This window comes from Nonomuraea sp. NPDC003201 (assembly GCF_053590415.1).
In genome coordinates this window covers 1-24,338 of record NZ_JBSFTC010000027.1, presented here as the reverse complement: position 1 = coordinate 24,338, position 24,338 = coordinate 1, and the positions used below count along the sequence as shown (strand labels likewise).

Sequence of the window (24,338 nt, the reverse complement as noted above, 5' to 3'; positions counted from 1 at the left end):
ACTTCTCCGGTACGGGTGACGAGCAGCGGCGCACGTGCAGTCGCTGCGTTACGCCAACTCACTCCTGTTACACCATATAACTCACTCCCCATTTTCGTCAATCGCGATGGTGATAGCCTCTAACTCCAGTTAGTCGCATGGAACTCGGAGAGGCTGACCCATGGACCGCGATGTGGTGAGCCCGCGTGAGCGCTACCGGGCGCAGGTGCAAGCCGAGATCAAGCAACACGCCTGGCAGCAGATCGCCACCACGGGCGTGTCGGCGTTGTCCCTGAAGGCGATCGCCAAGCACCTGGGCATGAGTGGCCCGGCCCTCTACCGGTACTTCGCCAGTCGCGACGATCTGATCACGGCGCTCATCAGGGACGCCTACCGCAGCCTCGCCGACGCCGTTCGCGAGGCGTACGACTCCGGCGCCGACATCGCCGCTCTGGCTCACGTCGTACGCGCGTGGGCCCTGAGCGATCCCCACCGGTACCTGCTGATCTACGGCACACCCGTGCCCGGGTACCAGGCGCCCGCGGACACCGTCGCGATGACGCAGGAGATCATGTCCGTGCTGATCGCCGCTTATCGCAAGGCGGACATCCCATCGCCGGAAACCCCTTTTGCCGCTCACCTCGACAGCCACCGGCACTGGTCGCCTGATCCCACGGCGCCGGCGGCCGTCCTGCGCCAGGCCATGACGTTCTGGACCCGGCTGCACGGCGTGCTGTCCCTCGAACTCGCCGGCCACTTCACCGGCATGGACATCGACGTCGCGCTGCTGTACGCCGACGAAGTCGATTCACTGCGGCAGTAGAACCTCCTCGGCCGGTTGTTCCGATGGCTGCCGCCGCGCCAGCGGTGCCAGCGTGCGCTGAACGATGAAGTACTCCGCGACCAGCACATTGCCCAGCAGGGACAGCCACGCGGCCGACTCGTAGACGGAGCTGTATTCCAGTGACGGTATGACGTTCATCAGCGGCAGCAGGGCCAGCTGGTAGAGCCGCAGAGTCACGGCGGCGAACGTGAACGCGTAGTTGCGGACCATCCAGATCCGGTGCAACCGCACCTCACGGCGCCGGATCGCCCGGTACGCCTTGGCGGCCGTGTACAACCACACCACGACCAGCCCGAAGAACGCGACCTGCAGCGTGAAGCCGCTCGGCGTCACCGCGGCGGAGTAGAGCGCCGCCATCGCGGCGGCCAAGACCGAGATCAGGTACACCCGCCCCGCTATCCGGTGCGCCCGGGGGAAACGGGCCCGCAACCGCGGCACGAACTGCCACGGCCCGATGAGAAGTGCCAGGCCGGCCGGCACCCCATGGATCACGAGACTCGTGTAGTAGCCCGGGATGCTCATGTCGAGATTCGGAATGTTCGTACTTCCGACCAGGTACGGCGGAACGAAGTAGGCCGTGATGCCGATCGCCGACACGGTGAGAAGACTCCACAGGGTCCACCACCAGCGGCGGCGAACGGCCCGTGACATGGTCGCAGTGGACACGCGAACTCCAATACCTGCGCGGGAACGAGAAGGAAAGGGCGCAATGCGCGAAGTCGGCGGCAGCGGGCCTTCGCCTCGCCACAAGCGATGCCGATCAAGCGGCAACCGTAGGCGCAGGTGGGACATGAAGTCGATGCGGGAGATTGCGGAACAGCGAGCTTGAATTGCGGTCGGCCGAGGGGCGCCTTCGCCGACGGGCGTGTGCCTACGCGCCGTTGCCGTCGAATAGGCAAGTCCTGCCGATGCGACGAGAAACCAGGCCAGCTCATAGTCGGGTGCTCAGCACCGTACGCGCCATGGTCAAGGCCAGGCGGCTGGACCTCTACGTTCAGCACCCACGAAAAGGAGCACGATGATTTACCACAGCATCCGGATGAAGGCCAAGGCGGGCGTGACGCAGGAGCAGGTCGAGGAGGCGCTGGAGAGCATGCGCAACCAGGGCCGGGTCATCTCTGCGGTGAAGTCGTTCGTCGTCGGCCGCGACTTCGGAGGCGATTTCGACTGGGGTGGCGTGTTCGTCATCGAGGACCTCGACGGCTACTGGGAGTACCTGACGCATTCGGCGCACGCGCACACCGACCGGATCGGCATGCCCCTGGTCGAGAAGTACGAGTCGTACGACATCACCGACGATGACGACCCGCAGATGGGGGCGAAGATCGCCGACCTGCACCGGCGACGGTACGAAAGCGACCCCGAGCTGGCCGCGCTGGTGGGCATGCTGCCGTAAGGCAACGTGTCGGCAGAGACCGTGGAGATGCCGGCAGCGCGGCCTGCTACTGGGCGCCCAGGCTCGCCGTTGAGGAGCGCGTCGGCGCGTTTGCGCTGGATCAGCCACCACCCGTGGAGCGTCGTGCCGGTCTCCTGCTCGGCTTCGGCCTCCTGGGCCAGGGACAGCGCCACGGTGATGACCAGTGCGGGCAGCGTGAGCGCTTCGCGGATCCGGATGTCCATGGGCAGGTCGAGCTCGTCGAGTGCGCGCAGGGTCCACTCGGTGTGGGCCATCATGTTGGGCACCAGCAGCGGGCGGGTGAAAGAGACGGCTTTGGGCAGCCAGAGGTGTCGCCGGCACAGCTCCCACTGCCGGCGGGAGATCAGTTCGAGCTTGGCCCGCCACCCCTCCGGCCCGGATGCGGGCAGGTCCGCTTCGCCGACCCTGGCGGAGCCGCCGGTCGCTCGTTGCGGCTCGGGCGGGCGCGGACCACCGTGCCCGCGCCGACCTTCGCCTCGACCAGCCCCTCATCACGAAGAGCCGCCACCACCTTGGTCGCCCTCCGATTCTTCTTATGACTCGCGTGGACCTTGAAGCTTAGTGTCCTAGTTCACTTGCTAGTGCACTAGAACACTTTGTCGCCTGCTCTGTCGGAGTGAGACATGGAGACTCGTCCGCCGTGCATACGATGTACGCACGACACTTGGTACACCGTACGCACCGGTTCGACGAATGAGCCGGCTGACCGTCTTACGTAGGTCCTGGCACCGTCCCCTCGTGATCATGACGGCGGCCATGTCCGTGCTCGTCGTCGTGGCGGGCATCGGCCTGTTCGCCGACGGTCGCGAACTCATGCACCAGTCGGTGTGGGCCAAACCGTTGAAGTTCGGCGTGTCGTTCGTCATGTACGGCGCGACGCTCGCCTGGCTGATACCGCAACTGAGCCGGGCACGGCGCACGATGTGGACCCTCGGAACGGTCTTCGCCACCGCCGGGATGATCGACGTCGGGTTCATCGCGGTGCAGGCCGCGCGCGGCACCTACAGCCACTTCAACGCCGGCACCGACCCGTTCGACCAGATCGGGCAGCAGATCTTCTCCGGCGGCGTGTTCGGGCTGTTCGGCACGAGCCTGATCGTCGCCGTCATGCTGCTCTTCCAGCGCGTCGGCGACGCGGTGCTCACCTGGTCCCTGCGTGCCGGGCTCGGCCTGGCCGTCGCCGGCATGGCGCTGGCGTCCTTCATCACCGGGTGGACGTCATCGGCCGGGCCTCGCACGGTCGAGGACGCCTACGGCCGCCCGGTCCCGCTGGTGGGCGGACACGGCGTCGGGGTGCCGGACGGCGACGGCATGCCGATCACGAACTGGAGCACCACCGGCGGCGACCTGCGCGTCCCGCACTTCATCGGTCTGCACTCCATCCAGGTGTTCGTGCTCACGGCGCTGGTCCTCGCCGCCCTCGCGGCCCGGGTGGGCCGGCTGCGCAGCGAACGCGTCCGCGCCCAGTCGGCCGGAGTCGTCATCTTCGGCTACGGCTCCGTGTTCGCCATCACCGCCTGGCAGGCACTGCGCGGCCAGTCGCTGATCCACCCCGACGCGGCCACCGGCATCGCCTTCGCGGTGGCAGCCGCCATGACCGCGCTGCTGGCGGTTCTGGTCGTCACGGCGGCCCGTCGCGGCCAGTCGGCCCTTCGCGCCGAAGCGGCACGCCGCAGCGAACGCGTCCGCCGGAGCAGGGCGGCGCGCAGCGATGAGCGCGCGCTGCCGGAGGGCTAAAGAGACCCTTTACCTGAACAGCGGTGTTGGGACGACGGGGCGGGCATGGGATCAGTGAACGCTCCTCCCTGCGAGAGGAAAGGTGGTGTACATCATGGCCGAACGGCCGACGCACCCGATTTCCGATATAGATCAGCATCCCGACATCGCCGCGCTCCGCGCGCGCTACGACTGGGCGGTGCAGCGGCCGTCGGGGCAGACCGTCAGTGGGCTCGCCTTCCTGAGCGGGCTCTACCTGGCCATCTCACCATGGGTGGTGGGCTTCTTCGGCCACACGACCCTGACCGTCAGCAACCTGATCACCGGGATAGCGGTGGCCCTGCTGGCGGCCGGAATCGCCTCGGCCAACGGCCGTATCCACGGTCTCGCCTGGGTCCTGCCGATCATCGGGGTCTGGACCATCATCACGCCGTGGGTGCTGCCCCCACACGGAGCCGGCGCTTCGACGATCGCCAACAACGTCGCCACAGGAGCGGTCATCCTGGTGATCGGCGTGGCGTGCGCCTCGCTCGGGAGAATGTCCAGGCGCCGACGCTGAGCACCGCCGGCCGAGCCCACTCAGCCATGGGGGAACCCCGATGGGGGCCGAGGCGTGCCGTGCTCGGGCAGACGCAGCACGGACCGGGCCCCGCGGGGACTGTCCTGGGCGGTCAGGGTTCCGCCGTGGGCTTGGGCGATGTGCCGCGCGATCGGCAGCCCGAGCCCGGTGCCGCCGGGGTCGCGTTCGGCGTTGTCCAGCAGGTTGTTCAGCAGCCGGGACAGCTCCATCCGTGAGCCGTCCACCATGACGCCGGGCGTGAGGCGGTGGCGCAGGTCGGTCTTGGTGAGGCGGCACTCCAGCCAACGTCTGGAAGGTGCTCGTCGCCACGGGTGACAGCGTCGCCGCCGGCGACACGCTGGTGATCCGCGAATCCATGAAGATGGAGATCCCTGTCGAGGCCGAGACGTCCGGCGTCGTCACCGCGCTGCCCGTCGGCGAAGGTGACGTCCTGGATGAAGGGGATCTGATCGCGGAGATCTCCTGACCCTTCGGACCGTGGTTTTCCGCTGAGTGTTGCGCCGGTGACGCCTGGTAGCGATGCTGGCAGCATGGGCAGTGGAGGTCGGGGCCGCTGGGTGGTGTCGCCGGTCGCGCTCGCGGTGGTGCCGGTCGGGATCGGGCTGGTGGGGAATCTGGCGACCGGCACCGTTGAGGTGAAGGCTTGGTGGTGGACCCCGGCCACTTGGGTGTTGACCGGCGTGCTGGTCGTGGTCGCCACCGCGTCGCAGATCGTGCAGTCGCGCGTTGTGCCGCAGAGCCGGGAGGCGGCGATGCGCAGCGCTGCGGCGGGTTTGCGACGGATGGTCCGGGAGCAGTGGGAGCACGAGACGGTGCTGCGGGGTGTTCGGCAGCCGGTGCCGTTGCGGGTGCGGTGGTCCTCGACCGATCGGCAGGTCGCGGAGACGCGTCAGGTGGTGCTGGACGAGCCGGAGACCACGTGGCAGGACAGGCCGTTGGAAGGCGACGTCACGCAGGTCGTCGAGAAGTTCTGCGAGCTGCCCCATCGGCAGTTGGTGGTGCTCGGAGAGGCGGGCGCGGGCAAGAGCGTCCTGGCGATGCTGCTCACTCTCGGGCTGATCGAGCGGTCGGTGGAGGACGACCCGGTGCCGGTGCTCCTGTCGATCACCTCCTGGAACCCGCAGGACGAGTCGGTACGCCGGTTCGCGGCTCGGCGGATGGCTGAGGATTATCCGATGCCGGCCGGTTTGTCGGAGGGCCGCTGCGTGGCGGAGCTGCTGATGAGCGAAGGTCGGGTACTGCTGGTGCTGGATGGACTGGACGAGCTCCCGGCCGAGTCGCAGGAGCGGGCGCTGCGGAGGCTGGATGAGTTCGCCGCGACAGGACGGCCGCTGGTGGTGACCTGCCGGGCCCGCGAATACCAGCGAGCCGTGGACGCCAGTCGTTCGATCATCTCCCGGGCCGCGGTGGTGGAGATCATGCCGGTCGATGTGGAACAGGCGATCGCGTTCCTGTCCCACCCGGAGCCGTTCCGGCATCGCTGGGAACCGGTGTTCACCCACCTCCGCCACGACAGCGAGGGTCCGCTGGCGCGGGTGTTGTCCACGCCGTTGATGGTCTCACTGGCCCGTACCGCCTACAGGCCCCCGAACACCGACCCCATCGCCCTGACGCGCCTCGACAGCCAGGACGCCATCGCCGCGACGCTTCTGGACACATTCGTGACCAGCGTTCATGACCCCGACCGGCCGACGCCGCCCGAAGGCCGGCCGGCGCGCCGCTACGGTCCCGCCGCCGCCCAGCGCTGGCTCGGCTGCCTGGCCCTGCACCTGCAGCTGGTGGGGAGGACGGAACTGGTGTGGTGGCAGTTGTCCCCCGACCTCTTCACCTTCAAGGCGGAGGTGATCAGGACCCGCACGGTGCTGGCTGTCGCAGTCGGCGTGGGTGCCGGTGTCAGTGCCGCGGCCGGGCCCGTGTCGGGGGGCGCGGCAGCGTTCACCGTGTCCGCCGCGGCCTTGACCGCGGCGGCGGGCCTGCTGCGGCCGCTGTGGCCCCACGCTTACCCGGCGTACACCCCCACCTCCTACTCGCTGGCTCGCGAACGTCGTCGCCGGGTCCTGGCGCTGCGGGCCGGATTGGGTATCGCGCCGGGGCTGCTGACCGGGGTCATTCTCGGCAATCCGCTGATCGGAGCGGCCGGCGCCCTGGTCACCGGGCTACTCGCGTTGGTCATGCCCACCCTGCCCTCCAGGACCCGGCCTCGGGGCACCACTCCACGCGCCACGCTGAACGCCAATCACCACGCCACCGCCATCGCCGCCGCCCAGCACGGCATCACCGGCGCATTGGTGTTCACCGCCTCTGTCGCGGTGCTCGCCCCGGCATCAACCCTCTGGATCCCCGCTGTCACCGCGGCCGCCGTCTACGGATGGGTCGCAGCCTGCGGTGCGGGCCTGTGGACCTGGATCGATTACAAGATCACCCATCTTCGTCTTGCCGCCAAGGGCCGCCTCCCCTGGAGACTGTGGACATTCCTCGAAGACCAGCACCAACGCCAGACATTGCGCCAATCTGGAACTGCCTGGCAATTTCGCCACGCCTTGCTTCAACACCACCTCGCCGCCACCCCGTACACCCAGCACCTGTATGCCTGCGCCCGCCAAGGTGACGCGGGCGCCCTTGGACGCATCGCCGACCGGCTGGTCGAAGAGGACCGGCTTGATGAGGCCATCGCCATGCTCGGCGCCTGGGCCGACCACGACACCTCCGGCACCGCCGCGTCGGCCAGCCTGAAACTGGCCGCCTTGCTGGCCGAGCACGACCGCGTCGAGGAACTGCGCACCCGTGCCGACGCGGGCGACGGGCATGCCGTCGCGATACTGGCCTACCGGCTGGAACGACAGGGCCGGATCGAGGAGGCCATCACCGTACTCCGTCCCCACACGGACCGAGGCGCCGCCCCGCAGCTGGCTCGGCTCCTCGCCCGCCACGATGGTGCTCAGGAGGCCATCGACCTGCTCAACGCCCACCCCGACCAGGACGACAACTGGACTCTCCAGATGGCCGAGCTGCTGGCTCAGCAGGGCCGGACTGAAGAGCTGCGCGTCCGCGCCGACCAAGGCGACCGGGCCGCCGGCAACCAACTGGCCAAACTGCTCGCCGAACAGGGCCGCGTAGAAGAACTGCGGGCCCGCGCCACAGCAGGCGACCCCGACGCCGCCTTCCGGCTCGCCGGGCAGAGCTGCGTGGAGGACGCCATCACCCTGCTGCGCCCCCACGCCGACCAGGGCGACTGGGCCACCGGCGACCGGCTGGCCCGACTGCTGGCCGAACAGGGGCGCGTGGAAGAACTGCGGGCCCGCGCCACGGCAGGCGACCCGCACGCGGCCCACAGCCTCGCCCGATTGCTTGCCCAGCAGGAGCGGTTGGAGGATGCGGTCACCCTGCTCCTGCACCACGCTGTCCCAGCGGTTCAATCCGTCGAAGCGTATGCCGTCCTGCCGTTGCTCAGCCATCTCCTGACGAGGCTGGGGCGGGAGGAGGAGGCCATCACCGTGCTCCGCGCCCACGCCCATCTGGGCAACACCGTCGCCGTCAACCTGCTGGCCGACCGCGATCTCACGCCTGAGCGCGCAGAAGGGTGATCGAAGGGAGTCCGCCGGCCGTTTGAACGCGGTACAAGGTCGGCGCCAGCGTGGCTGACGGGCCTCGCCGCAGGGCTGCGCCGCGAGGGCATCGACCTCGCCGAAGCCGACCTCATCGTGGGCACCTCCGCCGGCGCGATCGTCGCGGTGGATGCTGAGACCGGCGAACCGAAGGTATGGGACCGCGACGGCGAGGCGACCCTGGTCGAGGCCGCGGCGTCGAGCTCCGCGTTTCCTGGAACGACCGCTCCGATCACCGTCAACGGCCGCCGCTACATGGGGAGTCCGGCAGGCCCGGCAGGTCGCCGTGGTACTGCGTCCTGTTGGGGACGCGGCCCCCGTCACCTGATCAGCAACAGCCGGCACCATGCTCGTCGGCAGCGCCGTTGTGATCGTCATCTCATCCATCCGGTGAGATGATCTCCGCGGCGACCCTCAGACTCCCGCCCCCGTACCTGCACGTGACGGATCGCCGGCCCCGGCCCCCACCCCCCACTCCGGAGGCAGCACATGCCACAGCCAGATCCCCATCACCCCCTCATCGGGCGCAGAGCCTTCGGCCTCGGAGTCGCCGCGGCCTCGTTGACCGTCGCACTCGGTCCCGCCTTGTCCGCGGACGCGACGACGTCCCGGCGGCGGGCGACACTGTCCGACAGCACGGCCTTCGACGAGACGACGCTGTGGGACAACACCGTCGATCCGCTGGAGAGCTACCACGTCCACGGGCTGGCCGTGCTGCCGGACGACACCATCCTGGTCGTCACGGAAGGTCGCCACGAGGTGTGCGACGCGGGCCCCCGAGACCTGCTCGTACGCCGTAGCCCCGACGGCGGCGACACCTGGGAGCCGACCCGAACGCTGGTCGCCTCGGTCGGAGGCCAGTCGTGGGGGAACCCGACCTTCGTGGTCGACCGGCTCACCGGCGGCATCTTCCTGTTCTACATGCTCTCCACCCGGCTGCCGGAGAACACCGGCTGCTCCGGCGACAAGGGCGACCTCTTCATGATCTCCAGCGCGGACGGCGGTCTCACCTGGAGCGCGCCGCGCGACATGTCAGGTCTGTTCAGCCAGTTCCCCTACGGATGGACGCTGCACGGCCCCGGCCCCGGACACGGCATCCAGCTGGACAACGGCCGGCTGCTGCTCAACTGCGCCCACCGCCGCGAGGTCACCGGCAACACCGTCGCCGAACGCCGCTACGGCGTGGCGTCGATCTACAGCGACGACCACGGCAAGACCTGGCACGCCACCGGGGAGGTGCCCGTCTCCGCCGCCTACCCCATCAACGAGGCCAGGCTGATCCAGAGGTCCGACGGCACGGTGCTGATCAACGGCCGGGCCGCGGCGGGCGGCAACCGGCAGCGGATCGTGTCGGTCAGCGCCGACCGTGGGCTCAGCTGGTCGCCGCCGCAGCTCGACGGGGCCACCGGCACGTTCAACGCCGTGGACGCCAGCCTGCTGCGCTACACGGGCGGGCCGGGCACGTCCGAAGTGAGCCGGGTGCTGTTCAGCCGCCCCGACTCCCCCGTCCGTACCAACCTGACCGTGTCGATCAGCTACGACGACGCGCACTCCTTCCGCTACAGCCGCGTGATCAACGAGGGCCGGTCGTACTACTCCGAACTCGGCCGGCTCTCCGACGGCAGGATCCTGCTCCTCTACGGCCGTGACGGAGACGACCCGAGCTTCCCCCGCCGCGTGGTCATGAGCCGGTTCTCGCTCGAATGGCTGAGCGGCGACCGGGACAGCCTGTCCGGCGGCCCCGGCTACACCGAACGTCTCATCGACCTCACCACCGGCGCCGCCACGTCCGGCGGCACCATGTCCGTCGTCCAGGACCCCATGGCCCGCGGCGGGAAACGGGTGGCGTTCACCACTTCCCAGACCGGCACGTACTTCGAATACACCGTGAACGTCCCGGCATCCGGAACCTATGAGCTGCTGCTGCGCTACTTCCGTACCGCTGACGGAGGTCTGGTCACCGTCTCGGTCGACGGCATCAAACCGCGGGCTGCGCTGGTGGACACCACCGCCGACCGGGCTGACGGCCACGACGTCGCGCAACTCGGCAGCCTCGATCTGACGGCCGGCTCGCACAAGATCCGGTTCACCGCTTCCGGGGTGGGCCGCGGCGGCGGCAGGCTGGTCTCGCTGGACACGCTGAGCCTGATCGACGCGCCCTCCCGACCCGACGTACGGGAAGAGGTGGTGGTCGACAACGACGAACTCGGCTACGAGGTCATCAGCGGCACCTGGTCGGCCAGCTCGAGCGTGCCCGGCTACCGGGGCGGCAACTACCACTACGCCCCCGCCGGCACGGGCGGGCACGTCGTCCGGTGGCGGCCCGTGGTCCCGCTCACCGGCGACTACGAGGTACAGGTCTCGTACACCGCGCACGCGAACCGCGCCGGCAACGCTCCCTTCACGGTCCGTCACGCCGGTGGCACCACGCTCGTACGCGTCGATCAGCGCAGGAGCGGTGTGACGGAGCCGCGCGGCGGTTCCTGGGTCTCGCTCGGCACGTACCGCATCAGCGAGGGGGTGGGCAGGGTCGAGCTGAGCAACAACGCGAACGGCGTGGTCATCGCCGACGCCGTCCGGCTGCTCCGCGCACCTGGATGACATGGCGTCCGCAGAACGCCGGAAAATGCGACAGAAGGTGTCGGGTTTTTGGTCGAGGATCGTGTCACCGGTCGGCGGACGTGGACCGGTGACACGGATAGACGGATAGACAGGGCCTCGATGCGCGAAACACCAGAAGATCTCAAAAGGCTCCAGGTCCTCCTGGACGCCTCCCTCTCCCGCTCCAACGCGCACCTCCGTTCGATCATCAACACCGAGAGGACGCTGACCGCAGAGCAACTCACCGGACTCCTCACCGGCATGTGCACCCTTGCCCTGTCCACCGTGACGGCCAAGGGCGAGCCGCGAATCAGTGGCGCGGACGGGCATTTCCTGCACGGCAAGTGGCACTTCGGCACGGCGCCCGGCGCCGCCAAGGCCCGCCACCTGGCCGCCCGCCCCGCCGTCAGCGTCGCGCACATGCGCGGGGAGGACTTGGGCGTGTTCACGCACGGCACGGTGGAGATCCTCAACCCCCGGAACGGCGAGCCGGCCGCGGACTGGCCGGACCTGCTCGCGTACTTCAAGGACTTCTACGGCGACGACGCCTTCGACTGGGACAACGACGTGGTCTACTACCGGCTGCACCCGCACTGGATGACCGCCTACGCCCCCGACGTCGCCAAGCTCACTGCCGCGTTGCACGATGGGGACGAAGGTTGACCGCGTTCGTACGGGACGTCGAGACCATCGAGGTGGTGGGGGCTCGTACCAACAATCTGCGGGACGTGTCGGTGAGCATCCCCAAAGGGCGGCTTGTCGCCTTCACCGGAGTGAGCGGCAGCGGCAAGACCTCGCTGGCCGTCGACACCCTGCACAACGAGGCGCAACTACGGTATCTGGAGGGGCTTTCGCCGTTCGTACGGCAGTACATCACCCAGCGCAACCGGCCGAAGGTCGACCGCATCCTGGGACTCGGCGCGACGCTCGCGGTCGACCAGCGCCGCCTGAACCGCAACCCCCGCTCCACGGTCGCGACGATCACCGGTATCGACGGGCACCTGGGGCTGCTGTACTCGCGCCTACCGGGAATCGGCGCTGACCCGGCGGCGGAGAGCGGAGACGGGCATCTGACGACCGCTCACTTCGACCGCAACACGCCGGAAGGGAGCTGTGCGGACTGCCACGGCGTGGGCGGGCGCTGGCAGGCGCAGGAGGACCTGGTCATCACCCACCCGGAGCTTCCGCTCTTCGAGGGGGCCTCGCCCTGGTACGCGAAGTGGCGGTCGGGAGAGCACGCGTTCGTACCGGCGCTCGCCGAGAAACGCGGCGTGGACCTCGGCCGGCCGTGGCAGTCGCTGCCTGAGGAGTTCCGCCGCTGTGTGCTGTACGGCACGGGTGACGAGAAGATCGAGGCGACCGTCGACATGTCCAGCAAAAAGGAGACGGTCTCGGTGACCTACACCTCGAGCCAGCCGCTGCGGGGCGCGCTCGCCGAGGTGGAGCGGGTGTTCGTGAACGCCCAGACCTCCAGCGCCAAGCAGCGCTACCTGCCGTACATGCGCAAGCAGCCGTGTGGCACCTGCGGCGGCAGCGGGTACGACCACGTGGCCCGGTCCGTGCGGCTCGGCGGGCTGGCCTTCCCCGACCTGCTCGAGGTGGACGTACGGGAGGTGCGCAGCTGGGCGAAGCGGGTGGCCGGCGACCTGGGCGCCCGGCAGCGCGAGGTGGGTGAGCCGCTGCTGCAGGACCTGGGCCGCAGGCTCGCCATCCTTGACCGGCTCGGCCTCGCCCATCTCCAGCTGTCCCGGAGCGCGGCGACGCTGTCCGGGGGTGAGTTGCAGCGAACCCGGCTCGCCGCGCAGCTCAGCACCGAGTTGAGCGGCATCATCTTCGTCCTGGACGAGCCCGGAACCGGGCTGCATCCGGCGGACAAGGCCCACCTGCTCGACATCGCCCTGGAGCTGCGCGCGGCCGGCAACACGGTGCTCCTGGTCGAGCACGACCCTGAGCTGATCGCCCGGGCCGACTGGGTGATCGACATGGGGCCCGGCGCGGGCCGCCTCGGCGGTGAGGTCCTGGTGTCGGGGCCGCCCGCCGACGCGGCCGCCCACCCGGAGTCGCTGACCGGCCGCTATCTGGCCGGCGAGGGGCCGCGGCTGCGCCGGACCCGCCGCCCGGTCGGGGATGACACCGGCTGGGTGGAGCTGCACGGCCTGCGTGCGCAGAACGTGGCCGCTGACCTGGTACGTTTCCCCGCCGGTCGGCTCACCTGCCTGACCGGGGTGAGCGGCAGCGGCAAGAGCAGCCTGCTCGGCGCGCTCGGGACGAGCGTGGAGGCCGCCCTGAACGGGACGGCGACCGACATGGTGCGGGAAGTGACCGGCCTCGCGGGGTTCGGCTGGGTCGCCGTCGTCGATCAGGAACCGCTCGGGCGGACGCCGAGGTCCAACCCGGCTACCTACAGCAAGGCGTTCGACATCGTCCGCAGGCTGTTCGCCGAAACCGGCGCGGCGCGGGGGCGCGGGGTCGATGCCTCCTGGTTCAGCTTCAACACCGCCGGTGGTGGCCGCTGCGAGATCTGCACCGGCTATGGCCGCAAGCTGGTTGACATGCACTTCCTGCCGGATGTGTGGGTGGTCTGCGACGCGTGCGAGGGCCGGCGCTACAAGCGGGAGGCTTTGGACATCAGGTATCAGGGGCTGGCCATCGATCAGGTGCTGGAGCTGACCGTCGCCGAGGCCGTGGAGCAGTTCTCCGAGCCCCGGCAGCTCGCAGAGACCCTGGGAGCCTTGAACCAGGTCGGGCTCGGCTATCTCCAACTCGGCCAGAGTGCCACAGAGCTGTCCGGCGGCGAGGCGCAGCGGCTGAAGCTGGCGTCCGCGATCCAACGCGGTGCGGCGAGCCGCAGGGCCGGCCTCGTCGTTCTCGACGAGCCCGTCTCGGGCCTGCACCCGTCCGACATCCAGCGGGTGGTGGACGCGCTCGATGTGCTGCTCGAATCGGGCAACACCGTCGTCGTGGCCGAGCACGACATCCCCGTGGCCGCGTCCGCGGACTGGGTGATCGACCTGGGGCCGGGGGCCGGGCCGAATGGAGGTGCGGTGATCGCGGAGGGCACCCCGGACGTCGTCGCGACGGCGGACACGCCGACCGCCGGCTTCTTCCGCCGGTACGCGGCGGGCCTGCCGCTCCTGGAGGGGCGATCTTGTTAGGTGTCCCCGGCCGCTCGTCGTGATCGGGTGGCTGTTGTCGGCTCCGTCGGCCCGCGATGAGGCCGCATACGTGGCCGGCGCGACGATGCCGGCGTTGCGGGGCTGGGAGCCTTGAATCCTCATCGGAAGGATCATTAGGCTCTCATCTGGTGCCTGCATTGGAGGTACGGTGGCCTCGGACCCAGCCCCCGAAATTGATCACATTTCGGCCGGATACGACCCCGATCCCGTGCTGTCGATGTCCTTGCATGCCGATGCCTACACCGATGTGAAGTGGTTCGACGTCGACCAGCGGGCGATCTTCGCGCGTACGTGGCAGTGGTTGTGCCATGTGGAGAAGCTGCGGGAGGCAGGCAGCTACGTGACGGGCACGGTGGCCGGCATGCCGATCGTCGCCGTCCGGGACGAGGCCGGTACGCTGCGGGCGTTCTACAACGTGTGCAAGCACCGGGCGCACGAACTACTGTCCGGTTCCGGCGTCCGGCGCAGCATCGTGTGCCCGTACCACGCCTGGAACTTCGACCTGACCGGCCGGCTGAGGCGAGCACGCAACACCGGTGCCATGCCGGGCTTCGACCCCTCCGCGGTGTGCCTGGATCAGATCCAGGTTGCCGAGTTCGGCGGCATGGTCTACGTCAACCTCGACCCTGGGGCGACCCCGCTGCCGGAGCAGGCCGGAGGCCTGGGGGCGGAGATCGAAGCGCGGGCGCCGGACGTGGCCAAGTTGACCCTCGCCCGCCGGCTCACGTACGACATCGCCTCCAACTGGAAGAACGTCGTCGACAACTTCCTGGAGTGCTACCACTGCCACGTGGCCCACAAGGACTTTGTGTCCCTGGTGGACATGAGCACCTACAAGGTCACCACGTACGGGATCTACTCCAGTCATATGGCCCAGGCGGGGAAGGCGGAGAACACCGCCTATGACGTGTCGGGGGCGACGGTCACCGAGCACGCGGTCTGGTGGCTGTGGCCCAACACCTGCCTGCTGCGCTATCCCGGCCGCGGAAACTTCATGGTGCTGCAGATCGTCCCTGACGGGCCGGAACGCACTCGCGAGATCTGGGACTTCTACCTGGAGACCGCGGAGCCGAACGAGGCCGAGCTGGACAGCATCCGCTACATCGACGAGGTTCTCCAGGTGGAGGACATCGCCTTGGTGGAGAGCGTGCAGCGCGGGATGCGCACTCCTGCCTTCACCCAGGGGAAGATCGTCTATAACCCCCAGGAGTCCGGGTTGTCCGAGCACGCGGTCCACCATTTCCACGGCCTCGTCCTCGACGCCTACCGACATGAGCTGGAACGAATCCAGCCCGTTCAGGAGCCCGATCGCGCATCGCCGGGCTGACCGGACCCTGGCCCAGCACGGGTCAGGCCGTGAGGGCGGCCGCGGCTTCCCGGTAGATGACGCTCGGGTCCTCGGACAGCCACGCCTTCACCTGGTGGCTCCAGGCGTCGGCGAGCACCTCTGGCCGGTGCGCCTCGATGCCGTCGAGGGCTGCCGCGACGATCGTCTCGGGGGCGGTCTTGTCGCCGTCGTACCAGGCCATCATGTCGGTGTCCGCGGCGCCGAGGTGCAGGCCAGTCACCAGAGTGCGCTGGTCGGCCAGCTCCAGGCGGACGCTGTTGGTGAGCGCCCACTCGGCGGCCTTGGCCGCGTGGTAGGCGCCCGCGCCGTTGAAGGCGAGCCACGAGATCGCCGACAGGACGTTGAGGATCGCTCCGTCGGCCAGTTGGGGCGCGAAGGCGCGGATCACGTTGAGGGTGCCGTAGAAGTGGGTGTCCATCTCGCGGCGGATCGTGTCCAGGTCGCCGGTGATGAGGTTCGCGCCGGTGGAGATGCCCGCGTTGTTGATGACGATCTTCACGTCGGGTGCCGCGGCGGCCGCGGCGGCGACCGACGCCGGGTCTGTGATGTCCAGGCGCAGCGGGATGACTCCTGGTACGTCAATGAGGTCGGGACGGCGGGCGGTGGCGTACACCTTGCCGGCGCCGCGGTCGAGGAGGGAAAGGACGAATTGCCGGCCGAGGCCCCGGTTGGCGCCGGTGACCAGCACATGTGCTCCGTTGATCTGCATACCGGATAGGTTAAAACCTGACGTTGACGTCAGAGGCAAGTGTTGTGATGGAGGTCACGATGCGTATCGGCGAGTTGGCGGCGCGGTCGGGCGTCAGTGTGCGGGCCTTGCGTTACTACGAGGAGCAGGGGTTGCTGGAGGCGGGCCGGAGCGGCTCCGGGCAGCGTCATTATCCCGAAGCGGCGGCCGACCGCGTTCAGCTGATCCAGATGCTCTACTCCGCCGGCCTGTCCAGCCGGACCATCGCCGAGCTGCTGCCCTGCGTCGATGCCAAGGTCAGCACCCCCGAATCGCGGGCCCGGCTGGCCGCCGAGCGTGATCGCATCGATGCCCAGATCGCCGCGTTGACCCGCACCCGTGACCAGCTGGACGCGGTCATCGCCTTCGCCGGAAGCCCGGCCAGCGGCTGCGCGTGGATCGCGGACGGAGACGTCGCCGCGCAGGTGAGCCACTCCGCGGCGTCATGATCGTACGGACGCTCGTCACAACGGGCGCAGGTGCTCGATCGTGACGCGGTGCTGCTCGGTCAGCCGCTGGGCGATCAACGAGCCTCCGGCAGTGCGGTCCTGCCGGAGGCGGCGAGGTCGCATCACGCGACGGCGGTTCCCTCAAGCTCGACCATCAGGTCGGGGATCGCCAGCCGCGTCACCCCGAGCATCGTGGTGGACGGCGCCACCCCGGCGGCGCCCAACCGCGACGCCAGCACGCCGTAGTGCTCGAAGAGCCGATCGACGTCGGTGGTGTAGACGTTGAGCCGGACGAGGTTCGCGAGGGACATGCCGGCCTCGCCGAGCACGGCCTCCAGGTTGTCGAGGCTCAGCGCCAGCTGCGCCGCCATGTCCTCGGCGTGCCGGGGCTTGCCGTCGCCGCTCATCGCGGTCTGCCCGGAGCAGTACAGCGTCCGGGTGTGCCCGGAGACGATCTCACCCTGGTTGTAGCCCATCTCCACCGACCACGCCCACGGGTTGACCGCCGTTCGCTCCATTGCCACATCAGCTCCATTCGATTGATGCACGTAGATCGGCTCGGTAGCCGTCATCTTCTGGGTCGCGCTGATGAGCCTCCCAACAAATCACGACATCCTGTGTCGTGTATCCCTTGTAATGTTTCCGTGTGCGTGCCGACCGGTTGGTCTCGCTGGTGCTGCTGCTGCGGCAGCACGGTCGGCTGTCCGCGGTCGCGCTGGCCCGCGAGCTGGAGGTATCCACCCGCACCGTGCTGCGCGACATCGAGGCGCTGTCCTCAGCCGGCGTCCCGGTCTATGCCGAACGCGGCCGGCACGGCGGTTTCGCGTTGTTGCCCGGCTTCCGGACCGAGCTCACCGGGCTGAACCACGACGAGGCCCTTGCCCTGCTGATCGCCGGATCGCGGCGCGGCGCGCAGGCGTTCGGCCTCGGCTCGGCGCTCGCTTCGGCGATGCTCAAGGTGGTTGACGCGCTGCCCGAAAGCTATCGGGACACCGCGGCCGGCGCGGCCGAGCGATTGCTCATCGACCCGGAGACCGACCTCCTCTCGCGTCGGCTGGTCGCCGAGGAGGTGCCCGACACCGTGGTGGCCGAGGTCCGGCGCGCGGTGCTCGCCGGACACAAGCTGCGCATCCACTACGCGGCTGTGGACCAGAGCCCGAAGTGGCGCACGGTGGACCCGATCGGCCTGGTCACCGTACGCGACCAGGGCTACCTGCTGGCCACGAGGTCTGGCGCGGAGCGCACCTACCGGCTGTCCCGGGTCCTGGCCGCCCAGGAACTCGACGAACCCGCGCAGCGACCGGACCGGGTCGATCTGGACCGGGCCTGGCAGGAACGCAGCACGCGGTTCCGGACCGGCGGCGACCAGGTCACCGTGCTGCTACGGGTGAACCCGGCGCGGCGGGAGGACCTGCTGGGCACCGCGCTGGCCGTCCGCGCCGAGGAAGCCGACTCAGACGGCTGGCTGCGGATGGAGGTGGCCTTCCAAGATTCGAGACACGCCGAATGGGCGCTGTGGCAGCTCAGCACGAACGCGGAAGCCCTGTCCCCGCAGTGGTTGCGCGACTCCTTGCGTAACCGGGCCACCGCGCTCGCCACCCGCTACGGAGTGTCGTCCTGAGAGCTCGCCGGTCTCCGACGCGATTACGTCGAGCGGCTTGCCGCTCTCCGGCACGCAGGCTCCGCGTCAGGCTGCCGCCGGAGAGCGGTAAGCAGGCTTCGCGTCAGGCTGCCGCCGGAGAGCGGTAAGCAGGCTTCGCGTCAGGCTGCCGCCGGAGAGCGGTAAGCAGGCTTCGCGTCAGGCTGCCGCCGGACGGAGGACGCAGAACTCGTTGCCCTCCGGGTCGGCGAGGACCATCCACGGGACGTCGCCCTGGCCGACGTCGGCGAGCGTCGCGCCGAGCGTCTGCAGCCGGGCCACCTCCGCCGCCTGATCCTCACCGCGGTACGGCAGCAGGTCGAGATGGACGCGGTTCCACACGGTCTTCGCACCGGGCGCCGTGCGGAGGAACTCAAGATACGGCCCGACACCCTTGGCGGAGCGCAGCCGCGCGTGATCGTCGGTCACCTCGTGCACGGTCCAGTCCATCGCCTCGCCCCAGAACCGGGCCATGGCCCGCGGGTCCGCGCAGTCGACCACCACCGCGGCGATCGGCCCGGTGTCCCGGTAGATCTCCCGAGGCTCCAGCACGCAGAACACGTTGCCCTCCGGGTCGGCCAGCACCGTCCACGGGACGTCACCCTGGCCCACATCGGCGGGCGTCGCACCGAGCTCCTTCAGGCGCGCGACCAACTCCGTCTGATGGGCCGCAGAGGTGGTGGCGAGATCGATGTGCACGCGGTACTTCACCGATTCGGGGTCCGGGACGGTGACGACATCGACGCAGACGGCGACGGGGTCCGGCCAGACGAAACCGATGGGCTCGACGTTGGTCACACCGGGTCCCTCGCTGGAAACACCCCAGCCGAGCGCCTCCGCCCAGAACCGGCCGAGCGCCGAGTCATCCCGAGCCTTGAAATTCACCTGAACGAATTGCAGCCCCATGGCGCCCACCCTATGCCCACCAAATACCGGCGGTAGCGGGCAGGCCGGGGACTTCTCCGAGCGGCCGAAGGCTCTGGGCGGGCGGAAACGGGGACCCGCGGAGCGTTCGCGAACCGAGCCGCCCGCGTAAGTGACCGCCTCAGACGATCTTGGCCGTACGTGAGCTCATGTACCGCCTCATCACCCGGTCTGAGCTGGTGTTTCCCGTCATCGGATCACCTGTCAAACGGCGCGTACGCCCGTCCGGAAAAGCCTGTCGAACAGGCTGACAACACCGATCTTCTACCGGACACGCGAGCGAACCGAAACGTTGGATCCCGCCACACCGGAATCGCCCCAGCCCCTGAACCAGGAGTAACGATGAAGCTGCCCTCACGCGCCGCCGCCCTCATGGCGGCCGTCCTGTTCACTTCGCTGACGGGAGTGTCCGAGGCGTCGGCGGCGACACAGACGGCTGACGCTGAGGCCCTTCCGAGCGTGAACATGGAAGCCACCGTCAAGGCGGCCCAGATCGACCCGCGGCGTCCCGACAATACGCTGACTCCGGGCGCCAAGGCCAGCGTGCTCCTCGTTGAGGAGGCGCTGCGTGACGGACGCTTTCTCGACGCGAAGTGGGTGGACGGCTACTTCGGCTCCACAACGGTCACCGCCTACGCGAAGTACCAGAAGTCGCTCGGCCTCAGTGGTCTCGACGCCAACGGCCTGCCGGGCAAGACGTCGCTCACCAAGCTCGGTGCCGGCCGCTTCAAGGTCACCGGCGTCATCGACCCGGGCGCCCGGGTTTCCACCGGCGGTTTCGTCATCAACGCTCGCACACGAAACATGCTGGCGGAGGCCAAGCGGCTGCTCGGCCGCGACCTCAAGCTGGATCAGGGCTCGTACAACCCCGGCGGCGACCCCACGTCCGCGGGCACCCACGACGGCGGGGGCGTCGTCGACATCTCGGTCAAGGGGATGAATTCCGCCACCCGCACCGCGACCGTCCGCGCGTTGCGCCTCGTCGGCTTCGCCGCATGGCTGCGTAACCCCCAGCAGGACGACTGGCCGTGGCACATCCACGCCACCGCCATCAACGACACCAGCCTCTCCGGCCAGGCCCAGCACCAGATCGGTGACTACTACCTCGGCCTGAACGGGCTCGCCGGCCGCGGCCCGGACGACGGCCCGAAGGTGACCATCCGTACCTGGGAGGAGTACCAGCGCCGCTGACTCCTCCATCCGAAACCCAGACTCCGCACAGAGAAAAGGAACAGCACATGAGAACGCTCACCAGGATCCTCACCGCGACGACCGCAGCGATGGCACTCAGCGGGACGGTCCTCGCCACCGCATCGCCCGCCTCGGCCGCAAGCCGCGACGGCGTCTGCGATACCGGCGAGTTCTGCTACTACTTCAACAGCAACAACCAAGGGTCGCTCTCCGACTTCACCGGATCGATCGACGACTACGCCACCACCCAGCCCACCTGCTACGACTTCAAGGGCCCCGGCGACGGCAAGGGCAAATGCATCAAGAACGCCGCCGCCTCCGTCTGGAACCGCAGCAGCAAAACCGTCCGCGTCTACTTCAACAGCGGCCACACCGGCACCTACCAGGACTTCGCCGCAGGCGCCAAGGGCAACCTGAACGCCACCCTCAAGAACCAGAACGCCTCGCACCAGTTCAGCCCGTCGTCATCGCCGTCGCGCAGCAACATGTCGACCTCGCTCTACAAGGCCAGCGCCACGATCACCTGCGGCTTCGACGGTTACACCTCCACCTCCGGCCGGCACGAAGGCATCGACATCGCCCGCGGCATCGGCTCGAATGTCTACAACCTGGTGGCCGGCAAGGTCATCAACGTCGTACGCGGCTCCACCGGCAGGGCGGGACTTTCCACGATCGCCGTCTACAACGCCGCAGCGAACAAGACGGTGATCTACCTGCACTCCGCTCCGCTGTCCTCCCTGCGCGTGGGCCAGCAGGTCAGCCGCGGCCAGGTCATCGCCACCGAGTCGTGGCACGGGGTGTCGAGCCGTTCATCCGCGCACACCCACGTCGAGATGCGTCTCGGACAGCAGACGCGTGCGGCCAAGAGCGTCGGCGACCCGCACCTGGAGAACCCGAACCCGACCTCGTTCTGGAACTCCCAGGGCTACACCGTCCGATAACGCTCCGCGGCCACCGACAAGATGAGGAAGACCACTGTGCCTTTACGAACTGTCCGGCTGATCTCGCGGCTCGCGGCCGCGGCGACCGCCGTGATGGCGCTCGGCGGGACGGTCCTCGCCACCGCATCGCCCGCCTCGGCCGCAAGCCGCGACGGCGTCTGCGATACCGGCGAATTCTGCTACTACTTCAACAGCAACAACCAGGGATCGCTCTCCGACTTCACCGGATCGATCGACGACTACGCCACCACCCAGCCCACCTGCTACGACTTCAAGGGCCCCGGCGACGGCAAGGGCAAATGCGTCAAGAACGCCGCCGCCTCCGTCTGGAACCGCAGCAGCAAAACCGTCCGCGTCTACTTCAACAGCGGCCACACCGGCACATACCAGGACTTCGCCGCAGGCGCCAAGGGCAACCTGAACGCCACCCTCAAGAACCAGAACGCCTCGCACCAGTTCCTGAGCTCCACATCGCCGACGCCGACCGGGTGCAAGACCGACGGCACGGACACCAAGCTGCCCACGACGATCCTCGTGTACCGCAAGTCCCTCGATCGCGTGGAGCGGGTGGAGTTCAAGACCTACGTCAAGAACGTCCTGCCCAACGAGTGGGTGTCGAGCTGGCCGAGCGAGTCCCTCAAGGCCGGGGCGATGGCCGTGAAGAACTTCGGCTGGTACTGGGCGCTGCACTCCAACCGCAAGACGGCAGACGGCCGGTGCTTCGACGTCTACGACCACACGTCGAGCCAGGTGTACAAGCCCGGCTCAGCGAAGGCGGTGACGAGCGCCGCGGTGGACGCGACCTGGGGCACCCGGCTGACTCGCAGCGGGAAGATCTTCCGTGCCCAGTACTGCTCTACGACGACGGCCTGCGGTAATTGGGTCGACGGCGACTGGATGTCGCAGTACGGCTCTCGCGATAAGGCCAGAGCGGGCTGGAGCTACTCCAGGATCCTCCAGAACTACTACACAGGGATCGCTCTCGGCTCCTGACTCCCCTGAGACCGTCCGACTCCGGTTCCCCGGCGTGCCACGCACGTCGGGGAATCAGAGTGCGTCGACGATGATCTGGAAGTTGATCGGCCGGCTTCCGGGGAACACGACCGCTCCCGAAGCGTCCACCATCTTGAATCGCACGTAGCACAAGCCGGGCTTCTTGGGCGTGGTGATGTCGGTCCGGATGTCGACCGTCTCGCCAGGTTGCGTGTCCTTGATCGGCACGTCGGAGATGGTCTGGCAATGGTCAGCCTGCTGCGTGGGGTCGAGGCGCCGCAGCGAATATCCCTTCCACGGCACGGTCCCGGCGTTCTTGAGCCGCCATACCTTGGTCATGGTCTTGCCGGGGCCGACGCGCGTGCAGTCGGGCAGCGTGACGTCCTCGATGAACGCGGCCGCGTCACCCTTGTACAACGGCGGGGACCAAGGCGGGTTGGTCGAACGCACCGGGCAGTCGGCTGGGGCCAGCGCGGCGATCGACGGGCTGCCGGTCGGGTTCGGGCTGTTCACCTCGGGCTCGGAGCCGCGATTGACGACGACCACGACGAGGACCGCTGCCCCCACGACGACAGCCGCTGCCGCGAACGCGGCCACGCTGGTGAGCCGTAATCGTCCGCTGCTCCTCGGTGCGAGAAGCAGAGGCTGGATGTCGCCCGCGAGCTCGTCGGACGGTGGCCGCGGCGTAGGCACGGATGCCGTGGTCTCGCCGACCAACCGGGGCACTTGCATAGTACGAAGCTCCGTGGCGGACACTGCGAGTCCACCGGACAGACCGTCCACCGAGGTGTCCACGCGGATCGCGGGATCCCCGGCGCTCGTCGATCTGACCGCCTGGTTCGCCCTCTCCCAGAGTTCGCGATACGCGGCCGGGTCCGCGTTACACACCTTGACGAATTCGACGGTGGTCTCCCAACTCGGGAGCCGGTTACCCTTCGTGGCTTCATGCAACGTCGTGTGAGAAATCGCCCCTGACCGGCCGGACATCTCACGGAATGGTGGGTTGCCGACCGCGTTGCGTAACTCCCGCAGCGTCGCCGCAAAGTCCTCGATTATCTCCGCCCGTGCACGCCTGTCGTCCACCGTGTGAAGGTAACAGCACTCACGGTCGTCACTCAACTCGAACCGGAATCGGTGCGAAGCCGGGCGAGATGAGCGCGCAAAAGGCCGTACGGCTCATCCCGCCGCGACTTGAAGTGGCCGCTGACCAGGCCTTACAGGCCCGCATCCCGATCGAACACGACGAAGGGAGACCGAGCCTCCGCCCCACCCAATAATGCTGGATATAGGGACACCACGTTGACCGGAACGCCCTTAACCGAGCCGGTCTCGGCGACGTATGTTCAGGTCGATGATTCGTGCGGAGTCCGTGGCCAGGGGCCGGAATATTACGCAACGGAGCGGCTCGGTCACGGCTTTTGAATACGGTGTGGCAGCCGGGATAATTTCTGTCGGCTTTTAATCCGCGGCGCGTTCCCCCGTTGCCGTATGCGCTCAAATCACCCGTCTGCTGCGACGGGCCATGGCGAAGGCAACGAGCACGAGCAGCGACGATCCGCCCCAGTAGAGGAAGTCGCGAGTGCTGTGCCAGGTCAGGTCGCCGCCACCGAACTGGAAGAGAGCGAGGCCGGTCCAGACATAGATGGCACCTGCCAGCGCCCAGCGCGCGTCCCGCGCCGCCATTGTCGCCCACGCCGCCCAGCCGCGGATCGATGGAGTCCATCCCTGGGGCAGCACGCCGAACACGACCAGGGACAGGGGCAGCGCCAACCGTACCCGGCCTCGGGCGATCAGGACCGTCAGGATGATCGCCTCTGCGAACCACATCGGCTTGTCGGGCAGCGGGTTCACCGTGCGGGCCAGTTGGAACACCGTCAGCACGAACAGCGCGAGGGTCTTGACTACGGGCTGTTCAACCACCATGACCGCGCGTTTCCCCGAGCCGGACCTCGTGCCGGACCCCCGTTGAGCGAAGCGTCCAAGGTAGGAGGGCCTTTGTAGCTCTTTTGGATGTTCTTTGTACGCGGGGCTCCCAATCTTGATCACCGGCAAGGGCGCTACGCAAAGTCAGCAGTCAAGATTCGCGCGCCGTCCGAGGGCATCGCCCCTCCGGTGCGCGCAGAAAGGTATCCGCATGAGAACCAGAGGGGTGCTTACGGCCGGGCTCGCCCTGCTCTTCAGCCTCACGACGGGCCCGATCGCGACGGC

Annotated in this window: 21 protein-coding genes and 2 pseudogenes; 15 read left to right on the top strand and 8 right to left on the bottom strand. The window is 68.5% G+C overall.

Annotation, left to right across the window (positions count from 1 at the left end; translation table 11 throughout):
- Nucleotides 1-160: 160 nt before the first annotated feature.
- Nucleotides 161-802: a TetR/AcrR family transcriptional regulator gene (locus ACWDX9_RS13515; RefSeq protein WP_449952890.1), complete on the top strand. Its 642-nt coding sequence runs from the start codon at nucleotides 161-163 to the stop codon at nucleotides 800-802.
- Here the strand turns inward: ACWDX9_RS13515 and ACWDX9_RS13510 are convergent.
- Entirely contained in the window at nucleotides 788-1,489 is a 702-nt protein-coding gene (locus ACWDX9_RS13510; RefSeq protein WP_449952887.1) for a DUF2306 domain-containing protein, read from the bottom strand. The genes ACWDX9_RS13515 and ACWDX9_RS13510 overlap by 15 nt on opposite strands.
- A gap of 352 nt (nucleotides 1,490-1,841) precedes the next feature.
- On the opposite strand from ACWDX9_RS13510, the gene ACWDX9_RS13505 reads away from it, so the two are divergent.
- Complete coding sequence (locus ACWDX9_RS13505) at nucleotides 1,842-2,219, top strand: Dabb family protein (RefSeq protein WP_449952885.1); 378 nt, start codon at nucleotides 1,842-1,844, stop codon at nucleotides 2,217-2,219.
- A gap of 83 nt (nucleotides 2,220-2,302) precedes the next feature.
- On the opposite strand, the pseudogene ACWDX9_RS13500 reads toward ACWDX9_RS13505, so the two are convergent.
- Nucleotides 2,303-2,629 (bottom strand): annotated as a pseudogene (locus ACWDX9_RS13500) (TetR/AcrR family transcriptional regulator C-terminal domain-containing protein); the annotation flags it as partial.
- A 349-nt stretch (nucleotides 2,630-2,978) separates the two neighbouring features.
- Between ACWDX9_RS13500 and ACWDX9_RS13495 the strand changes: the two are divergent.
- Nucleotides 2,979-3,977 (top strand): hypothetical protein, encoded by a 999-nt coding sequence (locus ACWDX9_RS13495; protein ID WP_449952882.1) that lies wholly within the window; start codon nucleotides 2,979-2,981, stop codon nucleotides 3,975-3,977.
- A 94-nt stretch (nucleotides 3,978-4,071) separates the two neighbouring features.
- Entirely contained in the window at nucleotides 4,072-4,515 is a 444-nt protein-coding gene (locus ACWDX9_RS13490) for an SPW repeat protein (protein WP_449952879.1), read from the top strand.
- A gap of 20 nt (nucleotides 4,516-4,535) precedes the next feature.
- Here ACWDX9_RS13490 and ACWDX9_RS13485 read toward each other — a convergent pair whose 3' ends face one another.
- Nucleotides 4,536-4,763, bottom strand: a complete 228-nt coding sequence (locus ACWDX9_RS13485) for an ATP-binding protein (protein ID WP_449952876.1) — start codon at nucleotides 4,761-4,763, stop codon at nucleotides 4,536-4,538.
- A 53-nt stretch (nucleotides 4,764-4,816) separates the two neighbouring features.
- Here ACWDX9_RS13485 and ACWDX9_RS13480 point away from each other — a divergent pair.
- The 6 genes and pseudogenes from ACWDX9_RS13480 to ACWDX9_RS13455 all read left to right on the top strand — a co-directional run.
- Nucleotides 4,817-5,002, top strand: a pseudogene (locus ACWDX9_RS13480) (biotin/lipoyl-binding carrier protein); the annotation flags it as partial.
- A 64-nt stretch (nucleotides 5,003-5,066) separates the two neighbouring features.
- The gene (locus ACWDX9_RS13475) at nucleotides 5,067-8,120 is read left to right on the top strand and encodes an NACHT domain-containing protein (RefSeq protein WP_449952874.1); all 3,054 of its coding nucleotides are present in this window, start codon (nucleotides 5,067-5,069) and stop codon (nucleotides 8,118-8,120) included.
- 606 nt (nucleotides 8,121-8,726) lie between these two features.
- Nucleotides 8,727-10,742, top strand: coding sequence for a golvesin C-terminal-like domain-containing protein (locus ACWDX9_RS13470; RefSeq protein WP_449952871.1), 2,016 nt, complete (start codon nucleotides 8,727-8,729; stop codon nucleotides 10,740-10,742).
- A gap of 120 nt (nucleotides 10,743-10,862) precedes the next feature.
- A complete protein-coding gene (locus ACWDX9_RS13465) occupies nucleotides 10,863-11,405 on the top strand; it encodes a pyridoxamine 5'-phosphate oxidase family protein (protein ID WP_449952868.1) in 543 nt (180 codons plus the stop codon).
- Nucleotides 11,402-13,897: an excinuclease ABC subunit UvrA gene (locus tag ACWDX9_RS13460; RefSeq protein ID WP_449952865.1), complete on the top strand. Its 2,496-nt coding sequence runs from the start codon at nucleotides 11,402-11,404 to the stop codon at nucleotides 13,895-13,897. Before ACWDX9_RS13465 ends, ACWDX9_RS13460 begins: the two co-directional genes overlap by 4 nt.
- Before the next feature lie 238 nt (nucleotides 13,898-14,135).
- Nucleotides 14,136-15,245 carry an aromatic ring-hydroxylating oxygenase subunit alpha gene (locus ACWDX9_RS13455; protein ID WP_449952862.1) on the top strand — a complete coding sequence of 370 codons (1,110 nt, stop codon included), beginning with the start codon at nucleotides 14,136-14,138 and terminating at the stop codon, nucleotides 15,243-15,245.
- 22 nt (nucleotides 15,246-15,267) lie between these two features.
- Here the strand turns inward: ACWDX9_RS13455 and ACWDX9_RS13450 are convergent, their stop codons facing one another.
- A complete protein-coding gene (locus ACWDX9_RS13450) occupies nucleotides 15,268-15,975 on the bottom strand; it encodes an SDR family oxidoreductase (protein WP_449952859.1) in 708 nt (235 codons plus the stop codon).
- A 59-nt stretch (nucleotides 15,976-16,034) separates the two neighbouring features.
- Between ACWDX9_RS13450 and ACWDX9_RS13445 the strand changes: the two genes are divergently transcribed.
- Nucleotides 16,035-16,442: a MerR family transcriptional regulator gene (locus ACWDX9_RS13445; protein ID WP_449953034.1), complete on the top strand. Its 408-nt coding sequence runs from the start codon at nucleotides 16,035-16,037 to the stop codon at nucleotides 16,440-16,442.
- Between the two features lie 122 nt (nucleotides 16,443-16,564).
- On the opposite strand, the gene ACWDX9_RS13440 is transcribed toward ACWDX9_RS13445, so the two are convergent.
- Nucleotides 16,565-16,960, bottom strand: coding sequence for a RidA family protein (locus tag ACWDX9_RS13440; RefSeq protein ID WP_449953031.1), 396 nt, complete (start codon nucleotides 16,958-16,960; stop codon nucleotides 16,565-16,567).
- Nucleotides 16,961-17,088: 128 nt separating this feature from the next.
- Between ACWDX9_RS13440 and ACWDX9_RS13435 the strand changes: the two genes are divergently transcribed.
- Complete coding sequence (locus ACWDX9_RS13435; protein WP_449952856.1) at nucleotides 17,089-18,063, top strand: helix-turn-helix transcriptional regulator; 975 nt, start codon at nucleotides 17,089-17,091, stop codon at nucleotides 18,061-18,063.
- Between the two features lie 177 nt (nucleotides 18,064-18,240).
- On the opposite strand, the gene ACWDX9_RS13430 is transcribed toward ACWDX9_RS13435, so the two are convergent.
- The gene (locus ACWDX9_RS13430; RefSeq protein WP_449953028.1) at nucleotides 18,241-18,987 is read right to left on the bottom strand and encodes a VOC family protein; all 747 of its coding nucleotides are present in this window, start codon (nucleotides 18,985-18,987) and stop codon (nucleotides 18,241-18,243) included.
- 360 nt (nucleotides 18,988-19,347) lie between these two features.
- Between ACWDX9_RS13430 and ACWDX9_RS13425 the strand changes: the two genes are divergently transcribed.
- The 3 genes from ACWDX9_RS13425 to ACWDX9_RS13415 are packed head-to-tail and all read left to right on the top strand — an operon-like array spanning nucleotide 19,348 to nucleotide 22,130.
- Nucleotides 19,348-20,196, top strand: coding sequence for a peptidoglycan-binding domain-containing protein (locus ACWDX9_RS13425; protein WP_449952853.1), 849 nt, complete (start codon nucleotides 19,348-19,350; stop codon nucleotides 20,194-20,196).
- A 47-nt stretch (nucleotides 20,197-20,243) separates the two neighbouring features.
- Entirely contained in the window at nucleotides 20,244-21,137 is an 894-nt protein-coding gene (locus ACWDX9_RS13420) for a peptidase inhibitor family I36 protein (RefSeq protein ID WP_449952850.1), read from the top strand.
- A gap of 36 nt (nucleotides 21,138-21,173) precedes the next feature.
- Nucleotides 21,174-22,130: a SpoIID/LytB domain-containing protein gene (locus ACWDX9_RS13415; protein WP_449952847.1), complete on the top strand. Its 957-nt coding sequence runs from the start codon at nucleotides 21,174-21,176 to the stop codon at nucleotides 22,128-22,130.
- 54 nt (nucleotides 22,131-22,184) lie between these two features.
- On the opposite strand, the gene ACWDX9_RS13410 is transcribed toward ACWDX9_RS13415, so the two are convergent.
- Nucleotides 22,185-23,213, bottom strand: a complete 1,029-nt coding sequence (locus ACWDX9_RS13410; protein ID WP_449952844.1) for an NBR1-Ig-like domain-containing protein — start codon at nucleotides 23,211-23,213, stop codon at nucleotides 22,185-22,187.
- 411 nt (nucleotides 23,214-23,624) lie between these two features.
- Nucleotides 23,625-24,053, bottom strand: a complete 429-nt coding sequence (locus ACWDX9_RS13405) for a hypothetical protein (RefSeq protein ID WP_449952841.1) — start codon at nucleotides 24,051-24,053, stop codon at nucleotides 23,625-23,627.
- Between the last annotated feature and the right edge of the window lie 285 nt (nucleotides 24,054-24,338).

Bases quoted from the DNA above. Each gene is read 5' to 3' on its own strand.
- ACWDX9_RS13465 (WP_449952868.1), top strand. From the start codon at position 10,863: ATGCGCGAAACACCAGAAGATCTCAAAAGGCTCCAGGTCCTCCTGGAC.
- ACWDX9_RS13405 (WP_449952841.1), bottom strand. From the start codon at position 24,053: ATGGTGGTTGAACAGCCCGTAGTCAAGACCCTCGCGCTGTTCGTGCTG.
- ACWDX9_RS13425 (WP_449952853.1), top strand. From the start codon at position 19,348: ATGAAGCTGCCCTCACGCGCCGCCGCCCTCATGGCGGCCGTCCTGTTC.
- ACWDX9_RS13505 (WP_449952885.1), top strand. From the start codon at position 1,842: ATGATTTACCACAGCATCCGGATGAAGGCCAAGGCGGGCGTGACGCAG.
- ACWDX9_RS13455 (WP_449952862.1), top strand. From the start codon at position 14,136: ATGTCCTTGCATGCCGATGCCTACACCGATGTGAAGTGGTTCGACGTC.
- ACWDX9_RS13450 (WP_449952859.1), bottom strand. From the start codon at position 15,975: ATGCAGATCAACGGAGCACATGTGCTGGTCACCGGCGCCAACCGGGGC.
- ACWDX9_RS13485 (WP_449952876.1), bottom strand. From the start codon at position 4,763: ATGGTGGACGGCTCACGGATGGAGCTGTCCCGGCTGCTGAACAACCTG.
- ACWDX9_RS13490 (WP_449952879.1), top strand. From the start codon at position 4,072: ATGGCCGAACGGCCGACGCACCCGATTTCCGATATAGATCAGCATCCC.
- ACWDX9_RS13420 (WP_449952850.1), top strand. From the start codon at position 20,244: ATGAGAACGCTCACCAGGATCCTCACCGCGACGACCGCAGCGATGGCA.
- ACWDX9_RS13515 (WP_449952890.1), top strand. From the start codon at position 161: ATGGACCGCGATGTGGTGAGCCCGCGTGAGCGCTACCGGGCGCAGGTG.
- ACWDX9_RS13445 (WP_449953034.1), top strand. From the start codon at position 16,035: ATGCGTATCGGCGAGTTGGCGGCGCGGTCGGGCGTCAGTGTGCGGGCC.
- ACWDX9_RS13475 (WP_449952874.1), top strand. From the start codon at position 5,067: ATGGGCAGTGGAGGTCGGGGCCGCTGGGTGGTGTCGCCGGTCGCGCTC.
- ACWDX9_RS13430 (WP_449953028.1), bottom strand. From the start codon at position 18,987: ATGGGGCTGCAATTCGTTCAGGTGAATTTCAAGGCTCGGGATGACTCG.
- ACWDX9_RS13440 (WP_449953031.1), bottom strand. From the start codon at position 16,960: ATGGAGCGAACGGCGGTCAACCCGTGGGCGTGGTCGGTGGAGATGGGC.